The 22792-nt window shown below is 66.2% G+C and carries 19 protein-coding genes and 1 pseudogene; 14 read left to right on the top strand and 6 right to left on the bottom strand.

Translation table 11 applies throughout. The features are described from left to right. The first annotated feature begins 56 nt into the window (after window positions 1–56). The 6 genes from AC6LKD_RS05210 to AC6LKD_RS05185 all read left to right on the top strand — a co-directional run bounded on the left by AC6LKD_RS05210 (window position 57) and on the right by AC6LKD_RS05185 (window position 7218). Entirely contained in the window at window positions 57–1076 is a 1020-nt protein-coding gene (locus AC6LKD_RS05210; protein WP_013394500.1) for a TRAP transporter substrate-binding protein, read from the top strand. Between the two features lie 9 nt (window positions 1077–1085). Then, window positions 1086–2966, top strand: a complete 1881-nt coding sequence (locus AC6LKD_RS05205; RefSeq protein ID WP_013394501.1) for a TRAP transporter large permease — start codon at window positions 1086–1088, stop codon at window positions 2964–2966. A 68-nt stretch (window positions 2967–3034) separates the two neighbouring features. Then, complete coding sequence (locus tag AC6LKD_RS05200) at window positions 3035–3574, top strand: VOC family protein (RefSeq protein WP_013394502.1); 540 nt, start codon at window positions 3035–3037, stop codon at window positions 3572–3574. Between the two features lie 21 nt (window positions 3575–3595). Next, window positions 3596–4873: a ribulose-bisphosphate carboxylase large subunit family protein gene (locus tag AC6LKD_RS05195; protein WP_498115429.1), complete on the top strand. Its 1278-nt coding sequence runs from the start codon at window positions 3596–3598 to the stop codon at window positions 4871–4873. Next, a complete protein-coding gene (locus tag AC6LKD_RS05190) occupies window positions 4870–6243 on the top strand; it encodes a four-carbon acid sugar kinase family protein (protein WP_498115427.1) in 1374 nt (457 codons plus the stop codon). Before AC6LKD_RS05195 ends, AC6LKD_RS05190 begins: the two co-directional genes overlap by 4 nt. A 75-nt stretch (window positions 6244–6318) precedes the next feature. After that, window positions 6319–7218 (top strand): TonB family protein, encoded by a 900-nt coding sequence (locus AC6LKD_RS05185; protein ID WP_498115425.1) that lies wholly within the window; start codon window positions 6319–6321, stop codon window positions 7216–7218. A gap of 77 nt (window positions 7219–7295) precedes the next feature. Here AC6LKD_RS05185 and AC6LKD_RS05180 read toward each other — a convergent pair whose 3' ends face one another. After that, complete coding sequence (locus AC6LKD_RS05180) at window positions 7296–8018, bottom strand: GntR family transcriptional regulator (RefSeq protein ID WP_207464295.1); 723 nt, start codon at window positions 8016–8018, stop codon at window positions 7296–7298. A 111-nt stretch (window positions 8019–8129) separates the two neighbouring features. On the opposite strand from AC6LKD_RS05180, the gene AC6LKD_RS05175 reads away from it, so the two are divergent. From AC6LKD_RS05175 to AC6LKD_RS05155, 5 genes are all read left to right on the top strand, one after another. Further along, window positions 8130–9143 (top strand): Ldh family oxidoreductase, encoded by a 1014-nt coding sequence (locus AC6LKD_RS05175; protein WP_498115423.1) that lies wholly within the window; start codon window positions 8130–8132, stop codon window positions 9141–9143. 30 nt (window positions 9144–9173) lie between these two features. Next, complete coding sequence (locus AC6LKD_RS05170; RefSeq protein WP_498115421.1) at window positions 9174–10400, top strand: iron-containing alcohol dehydrogenase; 1227 nt, start codon at window positions 9174–9176, stop codon at window positions 10398–10400. Between the two features lie 31 nt (window positions 10401–10431). Then, window positions 10432–11880: an NAD-dependent succinate-semialdehyde dehydrogenase gene (locus AC6LKD_RS05165; RefSeq protein WP_492276393.1), complete on the top strand. Its 1449-nt coding sequence runs from the start codon at window positions 10432–10434 to the stop codon at window positions 11878–11880. 70 nt (window positions 11881–11950) lie between these two features. Next, window positions 11951–13039, top strand: a complete 1089-nt coding sequence (locus AC6LKD_RS05160) for an isocitrate/isopropylmalate dehydrogenase family protein (protein ID WP_492276392.1) — start codon at window positions 11951–11953, stop codon at window positions 13037–13039. A gap of 48 nt (window positions 13040–13087) precedes the next feature. After that, the gene (locus AC6LKD_RS05155) at window positions 13088–14071 is read left to right on the top strand and encodes a Bug family tripartite tricarboxylate transporter substrate binding protein (RefSeq protein WP_492276391.1); all 984 of its coding nucleotides are present in this window, start codon (window positions 13088–13090) and stop codon (window positions 14069–14071) included. Between the two features lie 15 nt (window positions 14072–14086). Here the strand turns inward: AC6LKD_RS05155 and AC6LKD_RS05150 are convergent, their stop codons facing one another. From AC6LKD_RS05150 to AC6LKD_RS05130, 5 genes and pseudogenes are all read right to left on the bottom strand, one after another. Further along, window positions 14087–16495 (bottom strand): DNA internalization-related competence protein ComEC/Rec2, encoded by a 2409-nt coding sequence (locus AC6LKD_RS05150; protein WP_498115419.1) that lies wholly within the window; start codon window positions 16493–16495, stop codon window positions 14087–14089. A gap of 132 nt (window positions 16496–16627) precedes the next feature. Continuing rightward, window positions 16628–17560: pseudogene (locus tag AC6LKD_RS05145) on the bottom strand (SDR family NAD(P)-dependent oxidoreductase). A 2-nt stretch (window positions 17561–17562) separates the two neighbouring features. Continuing rightward, window positions 17563–19221 carry an AMP-binding protein gene (locus tag AC6LKD_RS05140; protein ID WP_498115417.1) on the bottom strand — a complete coding sequence of 553 codons (1659 nt, stop codon included), beginning with the start codon at window positions 19219–19221 and terminating at the stop codon, window positions 17563–17565. An 87-nt stretch (window positions 19222–19308) separates the two neighbouring features. Beyond that, window positions 19309–19728: a MaoC/PaaZ C-terminal domain-containing protein gene (locus AC6LKD_RS05135; protein WP_013394533.1), complete on the bottom strand. Its 420-nt coding sequence runs from the start codon at window positions 19726–19728 to the stop codon at window positions 19309–19311. An 11-nt stretch (window positions 19729–19739) separates the two neighbouring features. Next, on the bottom strand, window positions 19740–20186 hold the full coding sequence (locus tag AC6LKD_RS05130; RefSeq protein WP_013394534.1) for a MaoC family dehydratase N-terminal domain-containing protein: 447 nt from the start codon (window positions 20184–20186) through the stop codon (window positions 19740–19742). Between the two features lie 205 nt (window positions 20187–20391). Here AC6LKD_RS05130 and AC6LKD_RS05125 point away from each other — a divergent pair, with 205 nt between their 5' ends. The 3 genes from AC6LKD_RS05125 to AC6LKD_RS05115 are packed head-to-tail and all read left to right on the top strand — an operon-like array spanning window position 20392 to window position 22745. Beyond that, window positions 20392–20790 carry a Zn-ribbon domain-containing OB-fold protein gene (locus AC6LKD_RS05125; RefSeq protein ID WP_013394535.1) on the top strand — a complete coding sequence of 133 codons (399 nt, stop codon included), beginning with the start codon at window positions 20392–20394 and terminating at the stop codon, window positions 20788–20790. A 26-nt stretch (window positions 20791–20816) separates the two neighbouring features. Further along, window positions 20817–21950 carry a thiolase C-terminal domain-containing protein gene (locus AC6LKD_RS05120; protein ID WP_498115415.1) on the top strand — a complete coding sequence of 378 codons (1134 nt, stop codon included), beginning with the start codon at window positions 20817–20819 and terminating at the stop codon, window positions 21948–21950. Window positions 21951–22004: 54 nt separating this feature from the next. Further along, window positions 22005–22745 (top strand): TetR/AcrR family transcriptional regulator, encoded by a 741-nt coding sequence (locus AC6LKD_RS05115; RefSeq protein WP_498115413.1) that lies wholly within the window; start codon window positions 22005–22007, stop codon window positions 22743–22745. Window positions 22746–22792: the final 47 nt, after the last annotated feature.

Genomic DNA, 22792 nt, shown 5'->3' with positions numbered 1-22792 from the left:
ACTGGCGCTGTTGTGGCACATCAAAAAACATCATAACCAGAATTATGGAGACAACCATGAAGCTGCTGACACGCCGCAGTGCCCTACGCCGCCTTTGCGCGGTTCCCGCCGTCGCCCTGAGCTCGGGCTTCCCGCTGATCGCCCGCGCGGCCGACTACACGCTCAAGTACGGCAACAACCTGCCGGTCACGCACCCGCTGAATATCCGCGCCCAGGAAGCCGCCGAACGCATCCTCAAGGAAAGCAACGGCCGCGTGGACATCAAGATCTTCCCGAACAACCAGTTGGGCGGCGACACCGACATGCTGGCCCAGGTGCGCTCGGGCGGCATCGACTTCTTCACCCCGTCCGCCCTGGTCATCGCCACCCTGGTGCCGGTTGCGGCCATCAACGCCGTGGGCTTCGCCTTCAAGGACTACAACCAGGTCTGGAGCGCCATGGACGGCGCGCTCGGCGCCCACGTGCGCGCCGCCATCGCGCAGCGCCGCCTCTACGCCTTCGAGAAAATGTGGGACAACGGCTTTCGCCAGACCACCAGCAGCAAGGCGCCGGTCAAGTCCGCCGCCGACATGGACGGCCTGAAGATCCGGGTGCCGGTCAGCTCGCTGCCGATCTCCATGTTCAAGGGCCTGGGCGCCGCGCCCGCCAGCCTGCAGTTCAGCGAGGTGTATTCCTCGCTGCAGACCAAGGTGGTGGACGCCCAGGAAAATCCCCTGCCCATCATCCAGGTGGCCAAGCTGTATGAAGTGCAAAAGTACTGCTCGCTCACCAACCACATCTGGGACGGCTACTGGTTCATCGCGAACGGCCGCATGTGGGAAGGCCTGCCGCAGGATCTGAAGGCCATCGTGGCGCGCGGCATCAACGAGGCCGGCCTGGCCCAGCGCGAAGACATCAAGAAGCTCAATGCCTCGGTGCAATCGGATCTGGAAGGCAAGGGTCTGCTGTTCAACCAGCCGTCGGCCGACAGCTTCCGCGAACAATTGCGCACCGCCGGCTTCTACAAGGAATGGCAGGGCCGCTTCGGCAACGAGGCCTGGACCCTGCTGGAGCAGGCCGTCGGCAAGCTGGTCTGAGGACGCGCCATGTCCTCCTTGTCCGCTCCCCATCCCGCGCCGCAAGCGCTGCCGGCCCATCCCCTGCGCCGTGCCGCCGGGGCCTTCGACGCGCTGCTGGGCAGCGTGGTCGAACACGTGGCGGCGGCCCTCGTGCTGGTCGAGATCGCCGTGCTGTTCGCGGGCGTGGTGGCGCGCTACGCCTTCCACAGCCCGCTGGTCTGGTCCGACGAACTCGCCTCCATCCTGTTCCTGTGGCTGTCGATGCTGGGCGCGGTGGTCGCCCTGCGGCGCGGCGAGCACATGCGGATGACAGCCTTGGTTAACAACGTCAGCCCGGCGCGCCGCGCCCAGCTGGAAACGCTGGCGCTGGCCGCGTCGCTGGCCTTCCTGGCGCTGATCCTGGCGCCCGCCGTGGAATACGCGCATGAAGAACACTTCATCGTCACGCCCGCGCTGGAACTGAGCAACGCCTGGCGCGCCGCCGCGATTCCGGTGGGCATGGGGCTGATGGCGGTGGTGGCCCTGCTGCGGCTCTTGCGCACGCAAACCGCGCCGCAGATGCTGGCGGCGCTGGCCGGGGCGGCCGCGGTGGTCGCGCTGTTCTGGCTGGCGCAGCCGCTGTTTTCCACGTTGGGCAAGCTGAACTTGCTGATCTTCTTCGTGGGCATCGTGGCCGCCACGGTGTTCTCGGGCGTGCCCATCGCGTTCTCGTTCGCCCTGGCCACATTCTCCTACCTGGCCTTGACCACCAACACCCCGATGGTGGTGATGGTCGGCCGGCTGGACGAAGGCATGTCGCACCTGATGCTGCTGGCGGTGCCGCTCTTCATCTTCCTGGGCTCGCTGATCGAGATGACCGGCATGGCGCGCGCCATGATCCAGTTCCTGGCCAGCCTGCTGGGACACGTGCGCGGCGGGCTGTCCTATGTGCTGATCGGCGCCATGTACCTGGTGTCCGGCATATCGGGGTCCAAGATCGCCGACATGGCGGCCATTGCGCCCGTGCTGTTCCCGGAAATGCAGAAGCGCGGCGCCAAGCCGGGCGATCTGGTGGCCTTGCTATCGGCCACTGGCGCGCAGACCGAAACCATTCCACCGTCCATCGTGCTCATCACCATCGGCTCGGTCACGGGCGTGTCCATCGCCGCGCTCTTCACGGGCGGGCTGCTGCCGGCCGTGGTGCTGGGCCTGGCGCTGTGCTCGGTGGTGTGGTGGCGCTACCGCAAGGAAGACCTGAGCCTGGCGCAGCGCTTCAGCGCCCGCGAAATCGGACGCTTCTTCGTCATCGCCCTGCCCGCCGTGGCCCTGCCCTTCGTGATCCGCGCCGCGGTGGTCGAAGGCGTGGCCACCGCCACCGAGGTCTCGACCATCGGCATCGTGTATTCGGCCGTGGTCGGCCTGCTGATCTACCGGCGCTTCGACTGGGCCCGGCTCAAGCCCATGCTGATCGAGACCGCCTCGCTGTCGGGCGCCATCATGCTGATCGTGGGCTGCGCCACCGCCATGGCCTGGGCGCTGACTCAGTCCGGCTTCTCGGGCGACCTGGCCAAGCTGATGGCCGGCATGCCCGGCGGCAGCTACGGTTTCTTGGCCGTGTCCATCGTCGCCTTCATCATCCTGGGCAGCGTGCTGGAAGGCATACCCGCCATCGTGCTGTTCGGCCCGCTGCTGTTCCCGATCGCGGCGCAGGCCGGCGTGCACGAGGTGCACTACGCCATGGTGGTGATCTTCGCCATGGGCATAGGCCTGTTCGCGCCGCCCTTCGGCGTGGGCTACTACGGCGCCTGCGCCATCAGCCGCGTCGATCCCAACGAAGGCATCGGCCCGATCTGGGGCTACATCGCCGCGCTGCTGGTGGGCCTGGTCATCGTCGCCGCCTTCCCCTGGTTCTCCATCGGTTTCCTGTGAGGCCTGCGGCCCGGGTCCGGGCCGCGTCCTCCCGACATCCTCAAACCTCTTCCCGCAAAGAATCCATCATGAGTCGTTTCCTGGGCGAAATCCGCCAACTCGGTTATGTGGTGCACGACATCGAAGCCGCCATGGACTACTGGAGCGCCACGCTGGGCGTCGGCCCCTGGTACTACAACCCGCGCGTGCCCATCGTGAACTATCAATACGACGGCGCTAGCCACCAACCGCACAACTCGGTGGCGCTGGCCAACTCCGGCTTCGTGCAGGTCGAGCTGATCCAGACCCGCAACGACGTGCCCTCCATGTACCGCGACTTCCTGCAGGCCGGCCGCACCGGGCTGCAGCACGTGGCCTACTGGACCGAAAGCTACGACGCCGACCTGGAGCGCCTGCTGGCCCAGGGCTTCAAGCCCAAGATGAGCGGCGAAGTCGGCGAGAAAGGCCGCTTCATCTACTTCGACACCGAGTACCACCCCGGCACCGTGATCGAGCTGTCCGAAGTCGCCGGCCCCAAGGGCCGCCTGTTCGACCTGATCCGCGACAGCGCCCGCGACTGGGACGGCAAGGATCCCGTGCGCCCCTTCCCCGACCTGAACCGGATCTGACCTTTTTCTGCCACCGCCGCCATGAATTCCCAATCGTTTACCGCCACCTACCTGATCGAAACCCCGCTGGACCCCACCCAGGTCGCGGAGGTCATGGCCGGCGAGCAATCCTGCGGCACCTTCACGCGGGTGCAGGGCGAAACCGACGAACTGCGCGCCCGCGCCCGCGCGCGCATCGAATCGATCGAAACGCTGGAATCCGCTGCCGCGCCCAGCCTGCCCAACGCCTGGCTGGCGCGGCAGCCCGGCGGCATGCCGGGCCTCTACCGGCGCGCCCGGGTGCGCATCGCCTTTCCTGTCGCCAACGTCGGCGCCAACCTGCCTACGCTGGCCGCCACCGTAGGCGGCAATCTGTACGATCTGGGCGAAGTCACCGGGCTGCGCCTGGAAAGCATGGAACTGCCGGCCAATTACCGCGCCCAGTTCGACATGCCGCGCGTGGGCATCGCCGGCACGCGGCAACTGACTGGCGTGGCGCACGGTCCGCTCGTAGGCACCATCATCAAGCCCAACGTCGGCCTGTCGCCCGAACAGACCGCGCATCTGGCAGCGCAGCTGTGCGCGGCAGGCGTGGACTTCATCAAGGACGACGAAGTCTGCGCCAACCCCGCCCACGCGCCGCTGGCGCAGCGCGTCGCCGCCGTCATGGCGGTAGTGCGCGCGCACCGCGAACGTACCGGACGGCAGGTCATGGTGGCCTTCAACATCAGCGACGAGACCGACGCCATGCGCCGCCACGCCGACCTGATCGAACGCGAAGGCGGCACCTGCGTCATGGCCAGCCTGAACCATTGCGGCTACTCGGCCATCCAGACCCTGCGCCGCAGCACCCCGCTGGCGCTGCACGGCCACCGCAACGGCTACGGCGCGCTGTCGCGCCACCCCTTGCTGGGCCTGGGCTTCCAGGCCTACCAAACACTGTGGCGGCTGGCCGGCGTGGACCATATGCACGTGCACGGCCTGCAAGGCAAATTTTCCCAGGAAGACGCCGAGGTGGTCGAATCCGCGCGCGACTGCCTGGCCTCGCTGACCCTGGGCATCGATGACCCCGTCATGCCCGCGTTTTCATCGGGTCAATGGGCTGGCACCGTGCCCGCTACCTGGGCGGCGGTGCGCAGCGACGACCTGCTGTTCATGTCCGGCGGCGGCATCCTGGCCCACCCCGACGGCCCCGCCGCAGGCGTGCTCAGCATCCGTCAGGCCTGGCAGGCCATGCGCGACGGCGAGCGCCTGGAAGACTATGCCCGCAATGCGCCCGAACTGCGGCGCGCCATCGAATGCTTCGGCCACCGCGCATGAGCGCAACCGCGCACACAGACATGCCGCTGGAACCGCGGCAAGAAACGCGGCCGCGGCTGGGCTGGTATGGCGACGACTTCACCGGCGCCACCGACACGCTGGCGGAAACCGCCCGCGCCGGCCTGCGCAGCCTGCTGTTCCTGGGCGTGCCGACCCAGGAACAGCTGCGCCGCGCCGGCCCGCTGGACGCCATCGGCATCGCCGGCGCGGCGCGCGGCATGGCGCCGGCGGAAATGCAGGCCGAGCTGCGCGTCGTGGGCCGCTACATGGCGGGCGCGGGCGTGCGCGTGCTGCACTACAAGTGCTGCTCCACTTTCGACAGCGCGCCGCAGGTGGGCAGCATCGGCGCCGCCGTGCGCGAGCTGCGCCGCCACATGCCCAACCCGCTGGTGCCCATCGTCGGCGGACAGCCCAGCATCGGCCGCTATTGCAGCTTCGCCCAGCTGTTCGCGCGCGCGGGCTCCTCGCCCGAGATCCACCGCATCGACCGCCATCCGGTCATGCGTGCGCATCCCGTCACCCCGATGCACGAGGCCGACCTGCGCCTGCATCTGGCGGCCCAAGGCCTGCCGGACATCCGCTCCTTGCCGCACACGGCCTACCCGCGCCTGCGCCGGGCAGCCGACGCGCCGCTGCTGGACGACTGGGTAGACCAGGTCATCGAGACCACCGACGGGCCGCTGCTGCTGGACCTGGTCGACGAGGAACAACTGGCCGTCATCGGCCGCCTGATCTGGCGCGCGGCGTCCTGCCTGCCCTTGCTGGCCGTGGGTCCCAGCAGCGTGCAGCAAGCGCTGGCCCGCGCCACCCCGGCAGGCGGCGCAAGCGCCACGGCCGCGCCGCTGCGTGTCGCCGGCGGCCCCGTGCTGGTGGTGGCCGGCAGCCTGTCACCCGTCACCGCCAGACAGATCGACGCTTGCCGCCAGTACCAGCGCCAGCCGCTGCAAGCGGAACGGCTGCAGCGGGATCCGGCCTATGCGGCGGAGCAGGTCCGGCAAGCCGCGGCCATGCTGGCCCAGGGGCGCAACGTGCTGGCGCACACCGACCGGCCGGCGCAGGCGCTCGGCGCGCATCAGACCGCCGCCACCGCGCGCGCCACCGGCAAACTGGTGGCGGACATCGTGCACGCCAGCGCGCAAGCCGGCACGCGCCTGTCGCGCATCGGCATTGCCGGAGGCGACACCTCCAGCCAGGCCACCCTGGCCCTGGGCCTGTGGGGCCTGGCGTTCCGCTGCGTGCTGGCGCCCGGTGTCACCGTCAGCCTGACGCGCAGCGACGACCCAGTGACCGACGGCATCGAGCTGATGCTCAAGGGCGGGCAGATGGGCGGCGATCTGCTGTTCGACGAGCTGGCGCTAGGGCAGGACTAAGGCGGAACGCGCCCGGGTTATGCTGCGCCCTTGCGCCCGGCCGCCAGGCGCCGCTTACCCAGGAGACTTGCCGACATGAACTGGCCGCTGCGCGCTTGGACAAGCGCCGCCATCACGCTGTGCGCATTCACCACCGTCCTGGCCGCCGCCCCGGCCGATCGGGCCGAATGGACCAGCGGCGTCATGCGCAAGCTGCATCGCAACCTGTCGATGCCCAAGGAAGCGCAAGGTCTGGATGGCTCGCTGAGCCTGCGCCTGCGGCTGACGGTGATGCGGGACGGCAGGATCGCTGCGGTGGAACTGGCCAGGTCCTCGGGTCATGTCGCCGTGGACATAGCGGTCACCCGCATGATCCAACGCGCCAGTCCGCTGCCGGCCTTTTCCGCCGACATGCCGGCCGACAAGGAAATCTTGATGGTGCCGGTGCGTTTCGAGATCGAAGACCAGCCCTCGCGGCCCACACGCGATGTGCAGCTCCGCTACGCCGACCCGGCGCGCGGCTTCGGCGTGACCGTGCCCGCCCCCTACGAGATCGCGCGGGTCGGCAAGTCCGAGGAATTCGACGTGCTGGTGCAGATCGCCAGCACCGCCAGTACTCCGCAAGCAGCGGGTGCGGCGGGCTATCTGTGCGGGGTCGGCTTCAGCACACCGCGCAAGGCGCTGAAGACCCACCCCGGCGCCGAAGCCCCGCTCTCGGCCGCTTCCCGGCTGGCGGCCGCCGTAGCCATCCTGGCCGCGCAAGGCGAATCGCCTGGACAACGGAGCGGCTTTGAATTGCAGGGCGTCAAGGGCATCGACTACCTCGCCCCGGCCGGCAGCAGAGCGGATGGCGTGCCCCTGCTGGAGTACAACGCGTTGCTGGACAGCCCCACGCTGCGTGTCGCCATGCGCTGCACCACGACGAGCCGCGACATGCCAGGCGCCCTGTCCGCATTCCGCCAGATACGGGACGGAATCAGCCTGGGCAAGCAATAGGGCGGGCTCCCCGCCCCGCCCTGGCCGAGGGACTCCCGCAGCGCACGGCGGCGGGAATCGAAACCCGACGCCTCGACTCAGTCCAGCATTTCAAAGAACGGCGCCATGCGCTCGCGCGATCTCAGGATGTGGTCGCGCATGGCGGCCTGCGCGCCGTCGGCGTCACGCGCCTCCAGCGCCTGCACGATGCGCGCGTGTTCAGTCACGGCTTCCTCGGTGACCCGCGAGTGGAAGCGCAGCCGGAACAGATGGGTATGCGCATACAGCCGCGCCAGCGCTTCGGCCAGCAGCTCGTTGCCGCTCTGCTGCGCAATCCAGGAATGGAACTGCGCGTCCAGCACGGCGAACTTGCCGTAGGCCACGCGCGCGTCGTCGGCGCTTGGGGCGCTCATCGCAGCAGACAGCGCGGCCAATTCCTGGCGCGCCGCGTCCGTCATGTGCTGCGCGGCCAGGCTCGCCCCGAACGGCTCCAGTTGCAGGCGCAGTTCATACATCTGCTCGAAGCGCCGGCGCGTGGGCATGGGCGCCGCACTGTATCCCACGTGGTGGGTCTTGACGACGAGGCCTTCCGTTTCAAGCCGGATCAGCGCAGCGCGTATTGGCGTCTGCGACACGCCCAATTCGCGCACCAGCGCATCGACCGCGATACGCATGCCGGGCGCGATCTTCAAGGAAATGAGCTGCGACAGCAGCGTCTCATAGACCTCATCGCCCAAGGAGCGCACGCGCTCGCCCAGGCGCTGGCCGCTCGCCGACGCGTTTGATGGCGCGGCTCCGGAACCGAGAGAGAGAGTCGTCATCGTTGTTTCACCCAGGTTTGCCAACAATGTGTTGACGTCCAATTTGTTACGAGGTTAGCATAAATCAGATCGTATTTCGGATCCGATCGGATTTAACAACTTAACGAGACTATGACGACAACGATAAAAACGGGGGAGGCAAGGCTGGCTTGCATGCGCGCGCTGGAACTGGCGGGGACCCCCACGAGCCACGCCGCGACACAGACCAACCTGCTGCTTGAAGCCGAATTGCGAGGCCGGGCTTCCCACGGCCTGCTACGGCTTCCGCGCATCATCGAACGGATCCACAACGGCGTGGCCGACCCGAAAACCCGCGGCGCCGCCGTTTGGCGCTCCCCCGCCTTCCTGGACATGGATGGCGAACGAGGCCTGGGCCCGGTCATCGCGTTGGCGGCCCTTGACCAGATCTGCGACCGCGCCCGCGACACGGGTATCGCGATCGCGGCGGTCAGCAACAACAACCACATCGGCATGCTGGCGTTGTATGCGGAACAGGTGGCCCGTGCAGGCCAGATCCTGCTGGCCCTGTCGACCAGCGAAGCCCTGGTACATCCCTGGGGCGGCCGCCGCGCCCTGATCGGCACCAATCCCATCGCGATCGGCGTGCCTACCGAGGACGAACCCTTCGTGCTGGACATGGCCACCAGCCAGGTCGCCATGGGCAAAATCCACGACTACGCCAACCATGGCCGGCCGCTGGACCCGGGATGGGCGCTGGACGGCGCGGGCAATCCCACCACGGACGCCACGGCCGCCAAGGCAGGCGCACTGGCGCCCTTTGGCGAAGCCAAGGGCTACGCGCTGGGGCTGGCGTTTGAACTGCTGGTGGCCAGCCTGACCACATCCGCGCTCGGCACGGCGGTCAAGGGCACGCTGGATTCCACCGAGGTTTGCAACAAGGGCGACGTCTTCATTGTGGTCGAGGCGGGGTCGGGCGCGGTCGCCGACCGCATCACCCGCTACCTGGATGAAATCCGCGCATGCCCCGCCCTGCAGCCTGAGCGGCCCGTCGCGGTACCGGGAGACCGGGCTCGCGCAGAACGCCGGCAACGCCTGGACACCGGCATCGAGCTGGCCGACGAGGTCTGGCACCGCATTCTCGATCTGGCGCAATGCGCCGCCTGAACGCACTACGACTTCCCTCAAGGATCCACAATGACTGATTTGTTTGGAATCATGCGCGCGCCGCGCGCTGTCTTGTTCGGCAACGGCCAGCGCCTGGCATTGGGCCGCGTCGCGGCCGCCCTGGGCCAACGCGTGCTGATTTGCACCGACGAGCGTTTTGCCGGCACGGCCGAAATGTCCGCACTGCTGGCGTCGCTGGAAACCGCGGGCGTGCGCGTCCAGGTGTACGACCGCACCCAGCCCGACCTGCCGGTCGAAGGCGTCTACGAATGCGTGGCCGCGCACCGCGCCTTCCAGCCTGATGCCATTGTCGGGCTGGGCGGCGGCAGTTGCCTGGATATGGCCAAACTCGTCAGCCTGCTGCTGGCGCACGGCGGACAAGCGTCCGACTATTACGGCGAGTACAAGGTACCCGGCCCAACCATCCCAGTGATCGCGCTGCCCACCACCTCGGGCACGGGCTCCGAGGTCACGCCCGTGGCCGTGCTGGCCGACAGCGCCCGCGACCTGAAGGTCGGCGTATCCAGTCCGCACCTGATACCCCACACCGCCATCTGCGATCCCGAGTTGACCCTGACTTGTCCCAAGGGGCTGACCGCCATCGCCGGGGCCGACGCATTGACCCATGCCATCGAGGCCTTGACCGCCGTCCGGCGCAGCCCCGACGCCGACATCGCGCAGACGCGCGTGTTCGTCGGCAAGAACGCCTTCAGCGACCAGCAGGCGCTGGTCGCCATCCGCGCGCTCGCGTCGTATCTGCCTCGGGCGGTCGAGAACGGCGCCGACCTGCACGCCAGAGGGCAGGTCATGGCCGCGGCGCTGGCCGCGGGCCTGGCTTTCGGCGTGGCCGGCACCGCCGCCGCTCACGCCATCCAGTACCCCATCGGCGCCCTGACCCACACGGCGCACGGCGCGGGCGTGGCCACGCTGATGCCCTACGTCATGGACTTCAACGCGCCGGCCTGCGCCGCCGACTACGCAGCCATCTCGCAGGCGATGGGGGATACGGAAACCGATCCCGGACGCCTCGCTGCCAACGCGCCCCGCCATGTCTACGAACTGTTCGCGGGCATCGGCATCCCTGCAACGCTGGAAGGATTGGGCGTGCACGCCGACCAGTTGGACTGGATCGCCGAGCAATCCATGCTGGCCGCGCGCCTGGTCACGAACAATCCCCGCCCGCTGGACCAGACCGGCATCTCGGCCATCGTGGCCGCTGCCCACGCAGGCCGCGGCTCGTTTCGCCCATCCCGATAACCCCTTCCCCATCCCTATCCGGAGCTGACACATGACCATCGAGGCCAGCAAGCTGTCCACTGACCTTTACATCGACGGCGCCTGGCGCGCCGCCACCTCGGGACGTCGCATCGACGTGTTCGACCCGTCCACCGAGCAGGTGATCGCAAGCGTGGCCGACGCCACGCTGGAAGACGCCGCCGCCGCCGTGGATGCCGCCGCGCGCGCCGCCGCCGGCTGGGCTGCAACCCCCGCCCGCCAGCGCGGCGAAATCCTGCGCAAATGCTATGAACTGATGGTGCGCGACGCCGACGACCTGGCCCGCCTGATCTCGATGGAGAACGGCAAGGCGCTGGCCGACGCGCGCGGCGAGGTCGCCTATGCCGCCGAGTTCTTCCGCTGGTTCTCCGAGGAAGCGGTGCGCATCAACGGCGACATCAGCGTGTCGCCTGGCGGCGCCAGCCGCATCATCGTCCAATACCAGCCCATAGGCATCGCCCTGCTGGTCACGCCGTGGAACTTCCCCGCCGCCATGGCCACCCGCAAGATCGCGCCCGCACTCGCGGCAGGCTGCACCTGCATCCTCAAGCCCGCCACCGAAACGCCCTTGACCGCGTATGCCGTCATGCGACTGCTCGAGGAAGCCGGCGTGCCTCCGGGCGTGGTCAACGTGTTGACGACGTCGTCGGCGGGCAAGTTCGCCAATGCCGTGCTGGACGATCCGCGCGTGCGCAAGCTCTCCTTCACGGGGTCGACGGAAGTGGGCCGCGTGTTGCTGCGCAAGGCCGCGGACTCGGTCATCAGCTGCTCGATGGAGCTGGGCGGCAACGCGCCGTTCCTGGTCTTCGACGACGCGGACATCGACGCCGCCGTGGAAGGCGCCATGATCGCCAAGATGCGCAACGGCGGCGAGGCCTGCACGGCGGCCAATCGCTTCTACGTGCAGCGTGGCGTCGTCGAGACGTTCAGCGCCAGGTTCGCCGCCCGCATGGCGGCGCTGAAAACCGGCGACGGCGTCAATCCGGACACGCAATGCGGCCCCCTGGTCAATGCCGGCGCGGTGGACAAGGTGGCCTCGCTGGTGGACGACGCCGTGGCCAAGGGCGCGCGCGTCAAGGCCGGCGGCAAGCGGCTGGACCGTTCCGGCTATTTCTATGAGCCCACCGTGCTGGTGGACGTGCCGGCCGACGCCGACCTGCTGACCGAAGAGATCTTCGGCCCCGTGGCGCCCATCGTGGCCTTCGATACCGAAGACGAAGCAGTGGCATTGGCCAACGCCACCGAGTACGGCCTGGTGGCCTACGTCTACACCCGTGACCTGGCCCGCGGCCTGCGGGTATCCGAGAGCATCGAAAGCGGCATGATCGCCCTGAACCGGGGCCTGGTGTCGGATCCGGCAGCGCCCTTCGGCGGCGTCAAGCAAAGCGGCCTGGGCCGCGAAGGCGCGCACCACGGCCTGCTGGAATTCATGGAAGCGAAATACATCTCGACCAACTGGTAACTCCGAGCGGCCGCGTCGCGCGCGCGGCCGCCCCTCCCATTTCGAACCCCAAACGAGGAGATAGCCAGACATGGCTAAATATGAAATTGCGACCATCGACGGCGATGGCATCGGTCCGGAGGTCTGCCAGTCGGCGATCACCGTGCTGAAGGAAGCCTGCGGCTCCGGCCTGCTCGCGTTCAGCAGCTACGACGGCGGCGCCGACCACTACGTCAGGTCGGGCCACGTGCTGCCCGACGACACCTATGCGGCCTGCAAGGCGGCCGACGCCATCTTGCACGGCGCGGCAGGCATGCCCGGCGTGACCTATCCCGACGGCACCGAGGTCGGCAACGACCTCCACTTGCGCCTGCGCTTCCGGCTGGACCTGTACGCCAACGTGCGTCCCATCCGGCTGTACCAGGGCGTCGACTCGCCGCTCAAGCATTTCCAGCCGGGACAGATCGACTACGTGATCGTGCGCGAGAACACCGAGGGTCTCTACGCCAGCCGTGGCGGCGGCATCGTGCTGCGCGACGAAGTGGCCACCGACACCATCGTCGTCACCCGCAAGGGCATCGAACGCGTGGCGCGTTTTTCATTTGAACTCGCCCGCCAGCGCAAGGGCGCGCCGCGCGACGGCAAGCGCCGCGTCACGGTATGCGACAAGGCCAACATCCTGCGCACCTACGCCTTTTTCCGCGCCGTCTGCGACGAGGTCGCGACGTCCTACCCCGACGTCGACATCGACTACGCCTATGCCGACGCCATCACTGTGCACATGCTCAAACGGCCGGACTTCTATGACGTGATCGTGGCCGAAAACATGTTCGGCGACATCATCTCCGACCTGGGCGCCGCCACCATCGGCGGCATGGGCCTGTCCGCCTCGGCCGAACTGGGCGACACGCACGGCCTGTTCCAGGGCGCCCACGGTTCCGCCCCAGACATCGCCGGCCAGAATGCTGCCAGCCCGCTGGCCACCATCCTGTCGGGCGCGCTCATGTTGCGCTGGCTGGGCGACAAGCATGCCGATGGCGCGTTGACCGACGCCGCGCAGCGCATCGAGCTCGCCGTCGAACAGGTGCTTGCCAAGGGAGACCACGTGCCGCGCGACCTGGGCGGCACCGCAAGCTGCACCGACATGACCCAGGCCGTCTGCCGCGCGCTGTCCCGCTGAGCGGCGTACGCATCCACACACACAAAAGCAATGACGAGGAGACACCCCATGCTACGCATCACCCCCATCCTGTGCGCCGCGCTGACCGCGGTATCGCTTGCCGCCCCCGCGGCGGCCCAGGACTATCCCAGCCGTTCCATCACGGTCATCGTGCCCTTCGCGCCGGGCGGCACCAGCGATACGCTGGGCCGTCTGGTGGCTACCTCCCTTTCCAAGCAGCTGGGCCAGACCGTGGTGGTCGAGAACTCCGGCGGAGCCGGTGGCCTTATCGGCATGCAGAAGCTGCAAAAGAGTTCGCCTGACGGCTACACCCTGGCCTTCAACAACATGTCGCTGGCGATCCTGCCGCACCTGCATCCCAAGGCCAATTACGATCCGCAAAAGGAACTGGCGCCCATCGGCATCGTCGCTACCGTGCCGATGGTGCTGTCGGTCAGCAACAAGAGCGGCATCCAGGACCTGCCCGCCATGCTCAAGCGCATCCGCGACACGAACGCCGTCAAGCTCAACCTGGGTTCCAGCGGTCCCGGCAGCACCGCGCATCTGGCAGAGGCCATGTTCCTGCACTTCGCCAATGCGCGCGGCGAACTCATTCCCTATCGCGGCACGGGTCCCGCATTGACCGACCTGATGAGCGGGATGATAGACGGCGTCATCGACCAGACCGTGACCATGCTGCCCCTGCACCAGGACAAGCGCGTCAAGGCCATCGCCGTCACCGGATCCGCCCGTCTGGCGCAGAGTCCGGACATTCCCACCTTTGCCGAGGGCGGCCTGCCCGAGTTCGACCTGGCGATCTGGAACGGCCTGGTCGCGCCCGCAGGCACTCCCCAGCCCGTCGTCGACAAGCTGTCCGCCGCCCTGTCCCAGGCCATCGACACGCCCGAGTTCAAGACGCGTCTGGAACAACTGGCGGCGCAGGCTCCGGCTACGCAAGAACGCGGCCCCCTTGCTTTCGCCGATCTGCTCAAGCGCGACTCGGAACGGGTGTCCTCGCTGGTCAAGAGCGCGAACTTGCTCGGCGCCAACTAAGCGTCGCGGGCGGCCTCAGGGGCCATGCCAGTACCGCCGCCCGCGCTCCCGCTCAGCCCAAACCTCCAGGCCCTCGGGACCTGAGCTCGCCATCACCGCGCCATCGCGGTCGCTGCGCCAAAAGGCGGCGCCAGTCCGTGTCCATCGCAGCTCCACCGCGCGGGCCGGATGGCGGAAGCGGTTCAGGTGTCCCGCCTGCGCGATCGCATGGCCGGCGGCCGCGGCGGCCACCAGGTCCCTGCCCGAGGACGACGCCGAGCCATGATGCGGCGCCATCACCACGTCCACCGGCGGCAAAGCCTGGACCAGCGCGCTTTCCTGCGCCACGCTCACATCGCCCGTCAGCAACATCGCATGAGACTTCCCCTGCACCAACAGCACGCAGCTATCGGCATTGCGGCCCTGCCCGCCCTTGCCGCCGGCATCCACCGGATTCAGGAAGGTGAACGCCACGCTGTCCGCCTCCCAGCCCTGGCCGCGCCGGCAGCGCCCCATGTCGTCAGGCAAGGGCGGTGCAATGCTGCCCGCGTCCGGCCACAACCCGATGTCGCGGCGCAGGAACGCGGCCACATCGAACGAGGCAAAGCCGCGTAATGCCGGAACCGCCGCCAGCACAGCGCGCAAGCCACCCACGTGATCCAGGTCGGCGTGCGACAGGACCAGCACGTCCAGCTGCCGGATACCGCGCGCCAGCAGGAATGGCGCCACCACGCGCTCGCCCGCGTCGCTGCCGCCGTAGTGGCGTGGGCCCGCGTCGAACAGCAGGGTTTGGTTGGCGGTCTCCACCAGGATGGCGCTGCCCTGCCCCACGTCCATCGCGCTCATGCGCCAATGGCCCGGCTCGGGCCGGTCGGGCCGCCAGAACAGCAGCGGCAGCATGCAGATCCACCCCAAATGCCTGCCCAGCCATCCGCGTACCTGCAGCGCCCATGCCATCCCAGCCACCGCCAGCAGCAGCCAGGGCCATGGCGCCGCCGCGACCGGCACGCTGGCCCAGGCGGCGTTGCCCACCCAGGACACGGGCGCCATGATCAGGTCGAACGCCAGCAAGCCCCATTGACCCGCGAACGCGGCCAGCGCCTGTGCGCCCGGCAGCACCGACAAGGCTGCGCACAGCAAGGCCAGCGGCGTCACGACGAAGGTCACGACGGGAATGGCCACCGCATTGGCCAGCGGCGAACCCAGCGACACCTGGTGCACCAGGAAGGCCAACAGCGGCGTCAGGCCTACGGTCACCATCAACTGCAAGCGCGTCGCCTGCGCCAATCTGGCCACGCAGCGCCGGCGCCAGCCGGCCTCGTGGTCCACCGGCGCATCCGCGATACGCAACAGCACCGCCACCGCGCCGAACGACAGCCAGAATCCCGCCGAGACCGGCGCCCAAGGATCCAGCGCCACCACCACAGCGGCGGCGCACGCCAGTACCCGGCCGGCCGACAGCGGCAGGCGCGACACCGCCGCCGCCAGCACCACCGACAGCATGAAAAAAGTGCGCCGCGCCGGCACACCCCAACCGGCCAGCAGGCAATACAGCAACGCGACCAGCGCGGCCGCCGCCCCGCCCGCCACGCGCGCGGGCACGTGCTCGGCCAACCCCGCGCCGCGCCAACGTCCCCGCCGCCACAGTGCCGCCACCAGCATCCCGGCGATGCCCGCTATCGAGGTCACGTGCATGCCGCTGATCGACACCAGATGCGTGATGCCGCTGCGGTTGAACAATCGCCAGTCGTCGCGCGCCACGCCGGCCTGATCGCCGATGGCCAGGGCGATCATCACCGGCGCGTAGCGATGCTCGCCCAGGGCCGCGCGCAAACCCTCCCGCACACGATGGCGCGCCCGCTCTATCGCGATGCCCGGTGTCGCCCAAGGCCGGTCCGCCAGCAGCCTGGGCTGCCCGCGCACCGTGCCCACCGCGCGTATCCCCTGCGCGAACATGCGCCCTTCCGCATCGGGCCCGGCGGGATTCAGCAGACCGTGGGGACGCCGCAGCACCAGCGCCATGCGCCAGACCTGGCCGGGCTTGAGTTCAGGTAGCGCGGCCTGCGGGCCGGGCGGCGCCTGCCAGCTGACCTGGATGCGCGACGGAATCCCTGGCGGCGCCGGCTCGTCCAGTTCGGCCAGAAAGCGCTGGCTGCGCACATCGCCGTCCGGCAACTCCGCGACGCGCAGCGCCAGGCGCGACACGGCGTCCTGGTGCGCATCCGACAGCCTATCGTCAAGCCTGGATTGCGCTTGCAGGCTGGCATTGAGCAGGCCCGCGCATAGGCCCAGCATCAGGGCCGCGAGCAAGCGCCCGGCGCGGTGCCGCAGCCGCATGCCGACGGCGGGCGCGAGCAGGCACGCCCCCGCCAACAACCATGTGGCCCCAGCTCCTGGAAGCCGGGGGCACAACTGGATCAACCCCGCGCCCGCCACGAACGCCATGCAGAAAATTCGGCCTGTGATGTGCGACTCCCGAAACGGGACAGCGTAGGCCGAGGCGCGGCGTTGCGGCGGATAGTGTGTATGTTTTCAGCCAGCTCGGCTGAACGCAGATCAGAAGAATCGGCGCTGCTTTTAGCCCACTGACGCGTTGGCAAGCTGTGCCGCGAACACGCTGGGCGGCAGACCATCGGCAACCTGCTTGAAGGACTTTTCCAGCATGGAAGACAATTGATCGAACTGCCAGGGACTCGAGGAACTGATCTGGCGTATCTCTTCCGGATTGCTGTACAGCCCCACATCGAAACCGCCAGCGGACAGCGTGCGGCCAGTCAGCCAGCTCGATCGTTCGCTGGCAAGATACAGCACGATGGGCGCGATGTTCTCCGGCATGAGCGCGGCTATTCCGGGACTGTCCACATCGCCCACCTTCTTGTCGCTGGGAATCGTGCCGGTCAGCCGGGTCGCGGCCACCGGCGCAATGGCGTTCGCCGTAACTCCATATCGCGCCAATCCTTGCGCCAACGAATACGTCAGGCCCACCACCCCCATCTTGGCTGCGGCGTAGTTCGCTTGCCCGGGAGACCCTTGCAAGCCCGAAGCCGAGGTGAAGTTGATGATGCGATAGTTCCCGTTCGGGTTGCGCTGCTGGCGGAAATAGGCCGCCGCCGGCTGGACGGTGCTGAAATGCCCCTTCAGGTGTACGCGGACGACGGCATCCCAATCCGCCTCGGTCATGTTGAAGATCATTCGATCGCGCAAGATGCCCGCAACGTTGACGACGATATCGAGCTTGCCGAATTTCGCCACCGCCGTCTCGACCAGCCGCCGCCCGGTTGCCACGTCGGCAATGTCACCGGCGTCGGCAACGGCGCTGCCTTTCAGATCGTTGATCTACTCGGCGACGCGATGCACCGGGCCGTTGTCGCCGCCAGTGCCGTCCGGGCCGGTACCCAAATCGTTAATGACCAGATTCGCGCCCTCTCGCGCGAAGGCGAGCGCGATGGCAGCGCCAATTCCCTGTCCTGCTCCCGTGATGATCGCGGTACGGCCTTTCAGGATACCCATGCTCAAATCTCCATTTTGGATGTGTTGTAACGATCCCTGAGAACATTCCTCTGCAGCTTCCCCGCTTCCGTGCGGGGTAGCTCATCAAGAAATTCATACCTGCCCGGGCACTTGTAGCCGGCCAGGGTTTCGGCCGCGTAGGCCCGGAGTTCTTGAACCAAGGCTGCCCGGTCGCTGCCTGCGTCGGCAGGCTGTATCACCGCCAGGACGCTCTGCCCCCATTCGGGGTCGCTGACTCCAATGACCGCAACATCCTTCACCGATCCGTGGGTAATCAGGCGGCCTTCGATTTCAGCGGGATAAATGTTCACACCGCCTGACAGGATCAGATCGTTGCGGCGGTCGAGAATGAACAAGAAGCCATCCTCATCGATGGTGCCGATGTCGCCAGCGGTCGCGTAGCCATCGTCAAGACGGGTCGACCGGGTCTTTTCTTCGTCGTTGTGATAGGAATAATCGGTCATCGCGCTACGCGCATAGATCATGCCTACTTCGCCCGCGGGCAGTTCCTGCCCATTCTCATCGACGATCCTGAGCACCGTTCCAGGTGCGGCCCGGCCCACCGTTCCTGGCTTGCTCAGCCATTCCTCCGGGCCCACCATCGAGTACATGCCAGCCTCGGTCGAACCGAGGTATTCCCAGATTTTTGGCCCGAGCCATTCCATCATCTTGAACTTGACATCGATCGGGCAAGGCGCGCCGGCATGCACCACGCACTTCAAGCTTGAAACATCGTATTTCTTGCGGTTTTCCAGCCGCAGCAATCTGACAAAATGGGTCGGCACCATGTGCACGGTAGATACCCGATATTTTTCGATATCCCGCAATGCCAGTTCGGCATCGAACTTGTTGCGGCAAACTATCGTATGGCCGCGATGCAGGGACATCATCGCCCATGCGGCAGGCGCCGAATGATAGAGGGGCGAGAACACCAGGTGACAACCAGGGTCATGAGAAACGCCAAAGAGATCGAGCGCGTCCGGGAGGTTGTCGATGACATCCTCGGGGCTCTTGTCCGCGAGCTTGCGCTTCACGCCCTTGGGCCTGCCGGTAGTCCCGGATGTGTAGCCCATCCACGAGCCCGCGCTGCGTTGATCGGGGACGCGGCTGTCCGCCTTCAATTCGTCGAATCCGCCCCAGCCACCCTCTGCTCCCTCGATGCTGAAGCGCATCGCTGGCAATTCGGCGGAGGCAAGACCGGGCGCGAACTCATTTGACGCGATCAGCATCTTTGAGTCGCTATCGCGCAAGATGTAGACGATCTCCTCGGCAGTGAGGTGCCAATTGATCGGCACCATGTACAGCCCGAGCTGCCCCGTGGCCAATGCAAGCTCGAAATAAGCTTGACAGTTCTTTAGAAGCACGGCGACCGCGTCCCCCCTACGCAGACCTCGCGCGCGAAGTCCATTCGACAGTCTGTTGACCTCGTCCAGCAACTTGCCAAAGGTCGTCGTCGTTCCGTCCGCCTCGATGTACGCAATGCGCTCGGGATGCCTGCTGGCGAGGCTGTAGAAACCTTTCGATTCGGGTCCTTTGCCGTGCATGGGTCTTCCTCCAATGATTTGCTGTGCAAACTCGGTCTCTTTCATCCGGAATTTGGCGCATTTTTTTACGGACGTTTTTTGTCCGTAAATAATAATATTGCGGTTCTTTGAGGTCAAGCGGCTAGGCAAATTGTCCGGTTTCGAGAGACGGGCGAACGAGTTCGCACGCGAGCGGCGCGTTGCCTTGGGGACGACATTGTGGCGTCAATAGGCCGCCACTACCGCCTCGCCAATCACCTTCTGCGCACCGTTCTGGTCCGCGCAGCCCAGGCTTAGCTTGACGAGCTTATCCCCCTGCGCGGTGGACTTTTCAATCACGCGCCCGACGCAATGAGGCTTGTCGCCCACGTTCGTAATTCCCGTAAATCTCACTGACATGCTGCGGATGTCTTCCTGCGGTACCAGCTTGGTCAGCAACCTTCCCAGATATGCGGCCGAAAGCATGCCGTGCGCGAATACGTCCTGCATTTTTGCCTTTCTGGCGAAATCGATATCCACATGAATCGGGTTATGGTCGCCGGATGCGCCGCAGTACAGCGCCAAGGTGGTCCGGGTGATGGCCGGTATATCCGTCAGCGCGATCTCATCTCCGACCGAGATGGCAGAAAAATCAATTCTTTGCATGGGTATTCTCCTTATCCGTTTCTACGCTCGACGATTGTGCTGCGAAGCTGCGCCACCGCGTCCCCATTGACGTCGCTCACGGCAGTTTCCAAGACGACAAAATGAAGCTGGCCGTCTTTCTTGTCGTATACGTCGGCCACCTTGGTTTCAAACTGCAGGACGTCTCCGGCATAGGCCATTTTTTTATAGGTGAAAGCCTGCTCGGCATGCAGAACGCGCGCCAGATCGAGTTGCAAGCGCGACATGGTATTGCTGGAGGCCGCGGCCTCTCCATTTAGGCAAAACAGGAAGGTCGGCGGAATCGGAATACCTCTGTAGCCGGCGGCAAGCGCCGCGGACTCTTCAAAGTAGATCGGATTGTTCTCTCCGATTGCTTTTGAGAAAAATTTCAACCGCCCCATCTCCGCCGTCGCAGTTCCCCGCGACAGGATCGTCCCGATATCAGTCGGCTCAGCCATAGCGCATCTCCGTGGAAAAAGTTTTCGCTCTGGTACGGGCGGACGCCGCAGACCGCCAATCCCCTGCCTTCAGGACTGTTGACACGCCCGTACGCCAGCACTATTATTTTCAGACTTATTTCGTCCGTAAATCGTAGCACGGAAATTGCAGAGATCAATAGCAAGTCAACGCAACGCCATCGTCAATCAAACCGAAACGACATTCATGAAGCCCATACCTACACCAGACACCCTTCCATACTGGAACGCGGCAAAACAAGGCCGGCTCGAAATTCAGCATTGCAATGATTGCGGCCAGTTCTACTTCTATCCGGGGATTTTCTGCCGGCATTGCCTTTCCGATCAGGTCAGGTGGAAGCAGGTTTCCGGAAAAGCAAAGCTGATCTCCTATGTGATCAACCACCGGCCCATCCCGGGCAATGAGGGCGCATCGCCCGTCATCGCCCTGGTCCAGCTGGCCGAAGGCCCTCGCATGATGACCAACATCGTGGGCATCGCGCCCACACCGGAAAACCTGGCATTGGACATGGACCTGATCGTCGACTTTGTGCAGCGCGATGGCATATCGCTGCCCGTGTTTCAGCCCGAGGGAATCAGCAAATGAGCGAAAAAAACATGCATGGCGGCAACGTGGTCATCGTGGGCGCCGCCGAAACCGATGAGATTGGCATCGTTCCCTCCAAATCCGTGATCGCGCTTCACGCCGAAGCCGCCAGAAACGCCCTGCGCGATGCTGGCTTGTCACCCTCGGACGTAGACGGCATCGCCACCGCAGGGCTGATGCCGATGGAGGTTTCGCACTATTTGGGGATCACCCCCAGATGGATCGATGGCACGATGGTCGGCGGATGCAGCTTCCTTTCCCATGTGCGACACGCCGCGGCCGCCATCGCTTCGGGCGCCGCGAACGTGGTCCTCATCACGCATGGCGAGTCCGGCCGTTCACGAGTCGGGGCGCCCGCCTGGACCATCAACGCGGCGGCAGCGGAAGGACAATTCGAAGCGCCATACGGCGCCGTGGCGCCATACTCGACCTTTACCGTGCCCGCCTTGCGGTTCTTGCATGACCGGGACATGGGGCCGCGGGATCTCGCGGAAGTCGTGGTCGCGCAGCGAAAATGGGCCAGCCGCAACTCCCGCGCCTTGCGCCGAGAAATCGTCACGGCCGATGAAGTGTTGTCCGCGCCTGTCATCGCTTACCCGTTCACGCGCGACATGTGTTGCGTCGTCACGGACGGCGGCGGCGCCCTGGTATTGACCAGCGCCGAGCGGGCCGCGGACCTGCCTTCGGCGGACCGCGCGGTCTTCTTGCTGGGCTCCGGCGAATCCGCCGAATCACGGCTGGTATCGCAAATGGAAGACGTCAGTTCGTTCCAGTCCTTCCGCCGATCTTCCAAAGAGGCGTTCGAAACCAGCGGAATCAGCCATGACGATGTGGACCATCTGATGTGCTACGACGCGTTCGCGCACTTGCCGCTATACATGCTCGAAGATATCGGATTCGTGGGCAAAGGCGAGTCCGGCGCCTTCATTGCCGAGGGCAATACGCTGCCGTCCGGCAGGCTGCCCATGAACACCAATGGAGGGGGGCTCTGCTACACTCACACGGGCATGTACGGCATGTTTGCCATTCAGGAAGCAGTACGCCAGTTGCGGGGCTGCGCCGATGCTCAAGTCGAAGACGCGCAGCTTAGTTTCGTTCAGGGCGTGGGGCTGTTTTTTGCGGCATCGACCAGTCTGGTGCTATCCGCCAACCGGCCCTGATCCCCGCACGCGGATTTACGCCAGGCATCTGAGCGGTCAGTCCCCCGAAGGAGCATGCGCGATGGCGACATGCTCCGTTTTGCTTTATGGCGAGCCCTGCTCGCCATCCGCTTCGTCTCCGAGGGCAGAATTCTGAATCCGTCTACACCTGGCCGCGGCCGTCCGATAGATCCCACGCTCGAGCCCCGGGTCTTTGCCGCAACGCGCGCGCTCTATACAGAGCTAGGCTGGGCCGGGCTGACCATAGATGGCGTTGCGCGCGCGGCTAAAGTCGGTAAAGCCGCGATCTACAAGCGCTGGCCCAACAAGGAAGCCTTGATCGCGGACACCTTGCAAGACCTGTCCACCCCGTTTCCGGATTTCGGCAATACCGGATCCCTGCGCGGAGATCTGGTCCACCTGGCGGTCGCCATCCTGCGATTCTATGCGCAGGGCTACGGGCTCATCGTCGCCCGGGTCCATATCGAGGCAAAGCTCTTTCCGGAAGTACTGGGCAGATCGCTGGCAGGCTGGGAACGCCATAGCCGGGAACACGGACGCAAGATCATCGTGCAGGCGATGGCGCGCAATGAAATCCCGAAAGACGTCTCCCCTGCCCTGGTGCTCGATCTGGTCGCCGGCGCGCTGCTGAATCACTTCCTGTACACCCCAGACGACAAAATGGAATTGCTTCAGAAAAACTGCGCGAGCTATGCCGAAACGGTGGTCGACTTCGTGCTGCGCGGCGTGGGCTACCAACCCATCCCGCCTGACAGCCCGCCGGCCACTCCGGCCCGGCCAGCCCGCGGCTCATAGGGCGACATTTCCTGTATTGTGTCGGTGCCCGGCAAGATGCTTCACTC

This window comes from Achromobacter sp. D7-1, from assembly GCF_059760445.1.
Note: the sequence above shows the minus strand (reverse complement) of the source record. Positions and strands in the feature narration are given on the sequence as shown.

Bases quoted from the DNA above. Each gene is read 5' to 3' on its own strand.
- AC6LKD_RS05210 (WP_013394500.1), top strand. From the start codon at position 57: ATGAAGCTGCTGACACGCCGCAGTGCCCTACGCCGCCTTTGCGCGGTT.
- AC6LKD_RS05205 (WP_013394501.1), top strand. From the start codon at position 1,086: ATGTCCTCCTTGTCCGCTCCCCATCCCGCGCCGCAAGCGCTGCCGGCC.
- AC6LKD_RS05200 (WP_013394502.1), top strand. From the start codon at position 3,035: ATGAGTCGTTTCCTGGGCGAAATCCGCCAACTCGGTTATGTGGTGCAC.
- AC6LKD_RS05195 (WP_498115429.1), top strand. From the start codon at position 3,596: ATGAATTCCCAATCGTTTACCGCCACCTACCTGATCGAAACCCCGCTG.
- AC6LKD_RS05190 (WP_498115427.1), top strand. From the start codon at position 4,870: ATGAGCGCAACCGCGCACACAGACATGCCGCTGGAACCGCGGCAAGAA.
- AC6LKD_RS05185 (WP_498115425.1), top strand. From the start codon at position 6,319: ATGAACTGGCCGCTGCGCGCTTGGACAAGCGCCGCCATCACGCTGTGC.
- AC6LKD_RS05180 (WP_207464295.1), bottom strand. From the start codon at position 8,018: ATGACGACTCTCTCTCTCGGTTCCGGAGCCGCGCCATCAAACGCGTCG.
- AC6LKD_RS05175 (WP_498115423.1), top strand. From the start codon at position 8,130: ATGACGACAACGATAAAAACGGGGGAGGCAAGGCTGGCTTGCATGCGC.
- AC6LKD_RS05170 (WP_498115421.1), top strand. From the start codon at position 9,174: ATGACTGATTTGTTTGGAATCATGCGCGCGCCGCGCGCTGTCTTGTTC.
- AC6LKD_RS05165 (WP_492276393.1), top strand. From the start codon at position 10,432: ATGACCATCGAGGCCAGCAAGCTGTCCACTGACCTTTACATCGACGGC.
- AC6LKD_RS05160 (WP_492276392.1), top strand. From the start codon at position 11,951: ATGGCTAAATATGAAATTGCGACCATCGACGGCGATGGCATCGGTCCG.
- AC6LKD_RS05155 (WP_492276391.1), top strand. From the start codon at position 13,088: ATGCTACGCATCACCCCCATCCTGTGCGCCGCGCTGACCGCGGTATCG.
- AC6LKD_RS05150 (WP_498115419.1), bottom strand. From the start codon at position 16,495: ATGGCGTTCGTGGCGGGCGCGGGGTTGATCCAGTTGTGCCCCCGGCTT.
- AC6LKD_RS05135 (WP_013394533.1), bottom strand. From the start codon at position 19,728: ATGCAAAGAATTGATTTTTCTGCCATCTCGGTCGGAGATGAGATCGCG.
- AC6LKD_RS05130 (WP_013394534.1), bottom strand. From the start codon at position 20,186: ATGGCTGAGCCGACTGATATCGGGACGATCCTGTCGCGGGGAACTGCG.
- AC6LKD_RS05125 (WP_013394535.1), top strand. From the start codon at position 20,392: ATGAAGCCCATACCTACACCAGACACCCTTCCATACTGGAACGCGGCA.
- AC6LKD_RS05115 (WP_498115413.1), top strand. From the start codon at position 22,005: ATGCGCGATGGCGACATGCTCCGTTTTGCTTTATGGCGAGCCCTGCTC.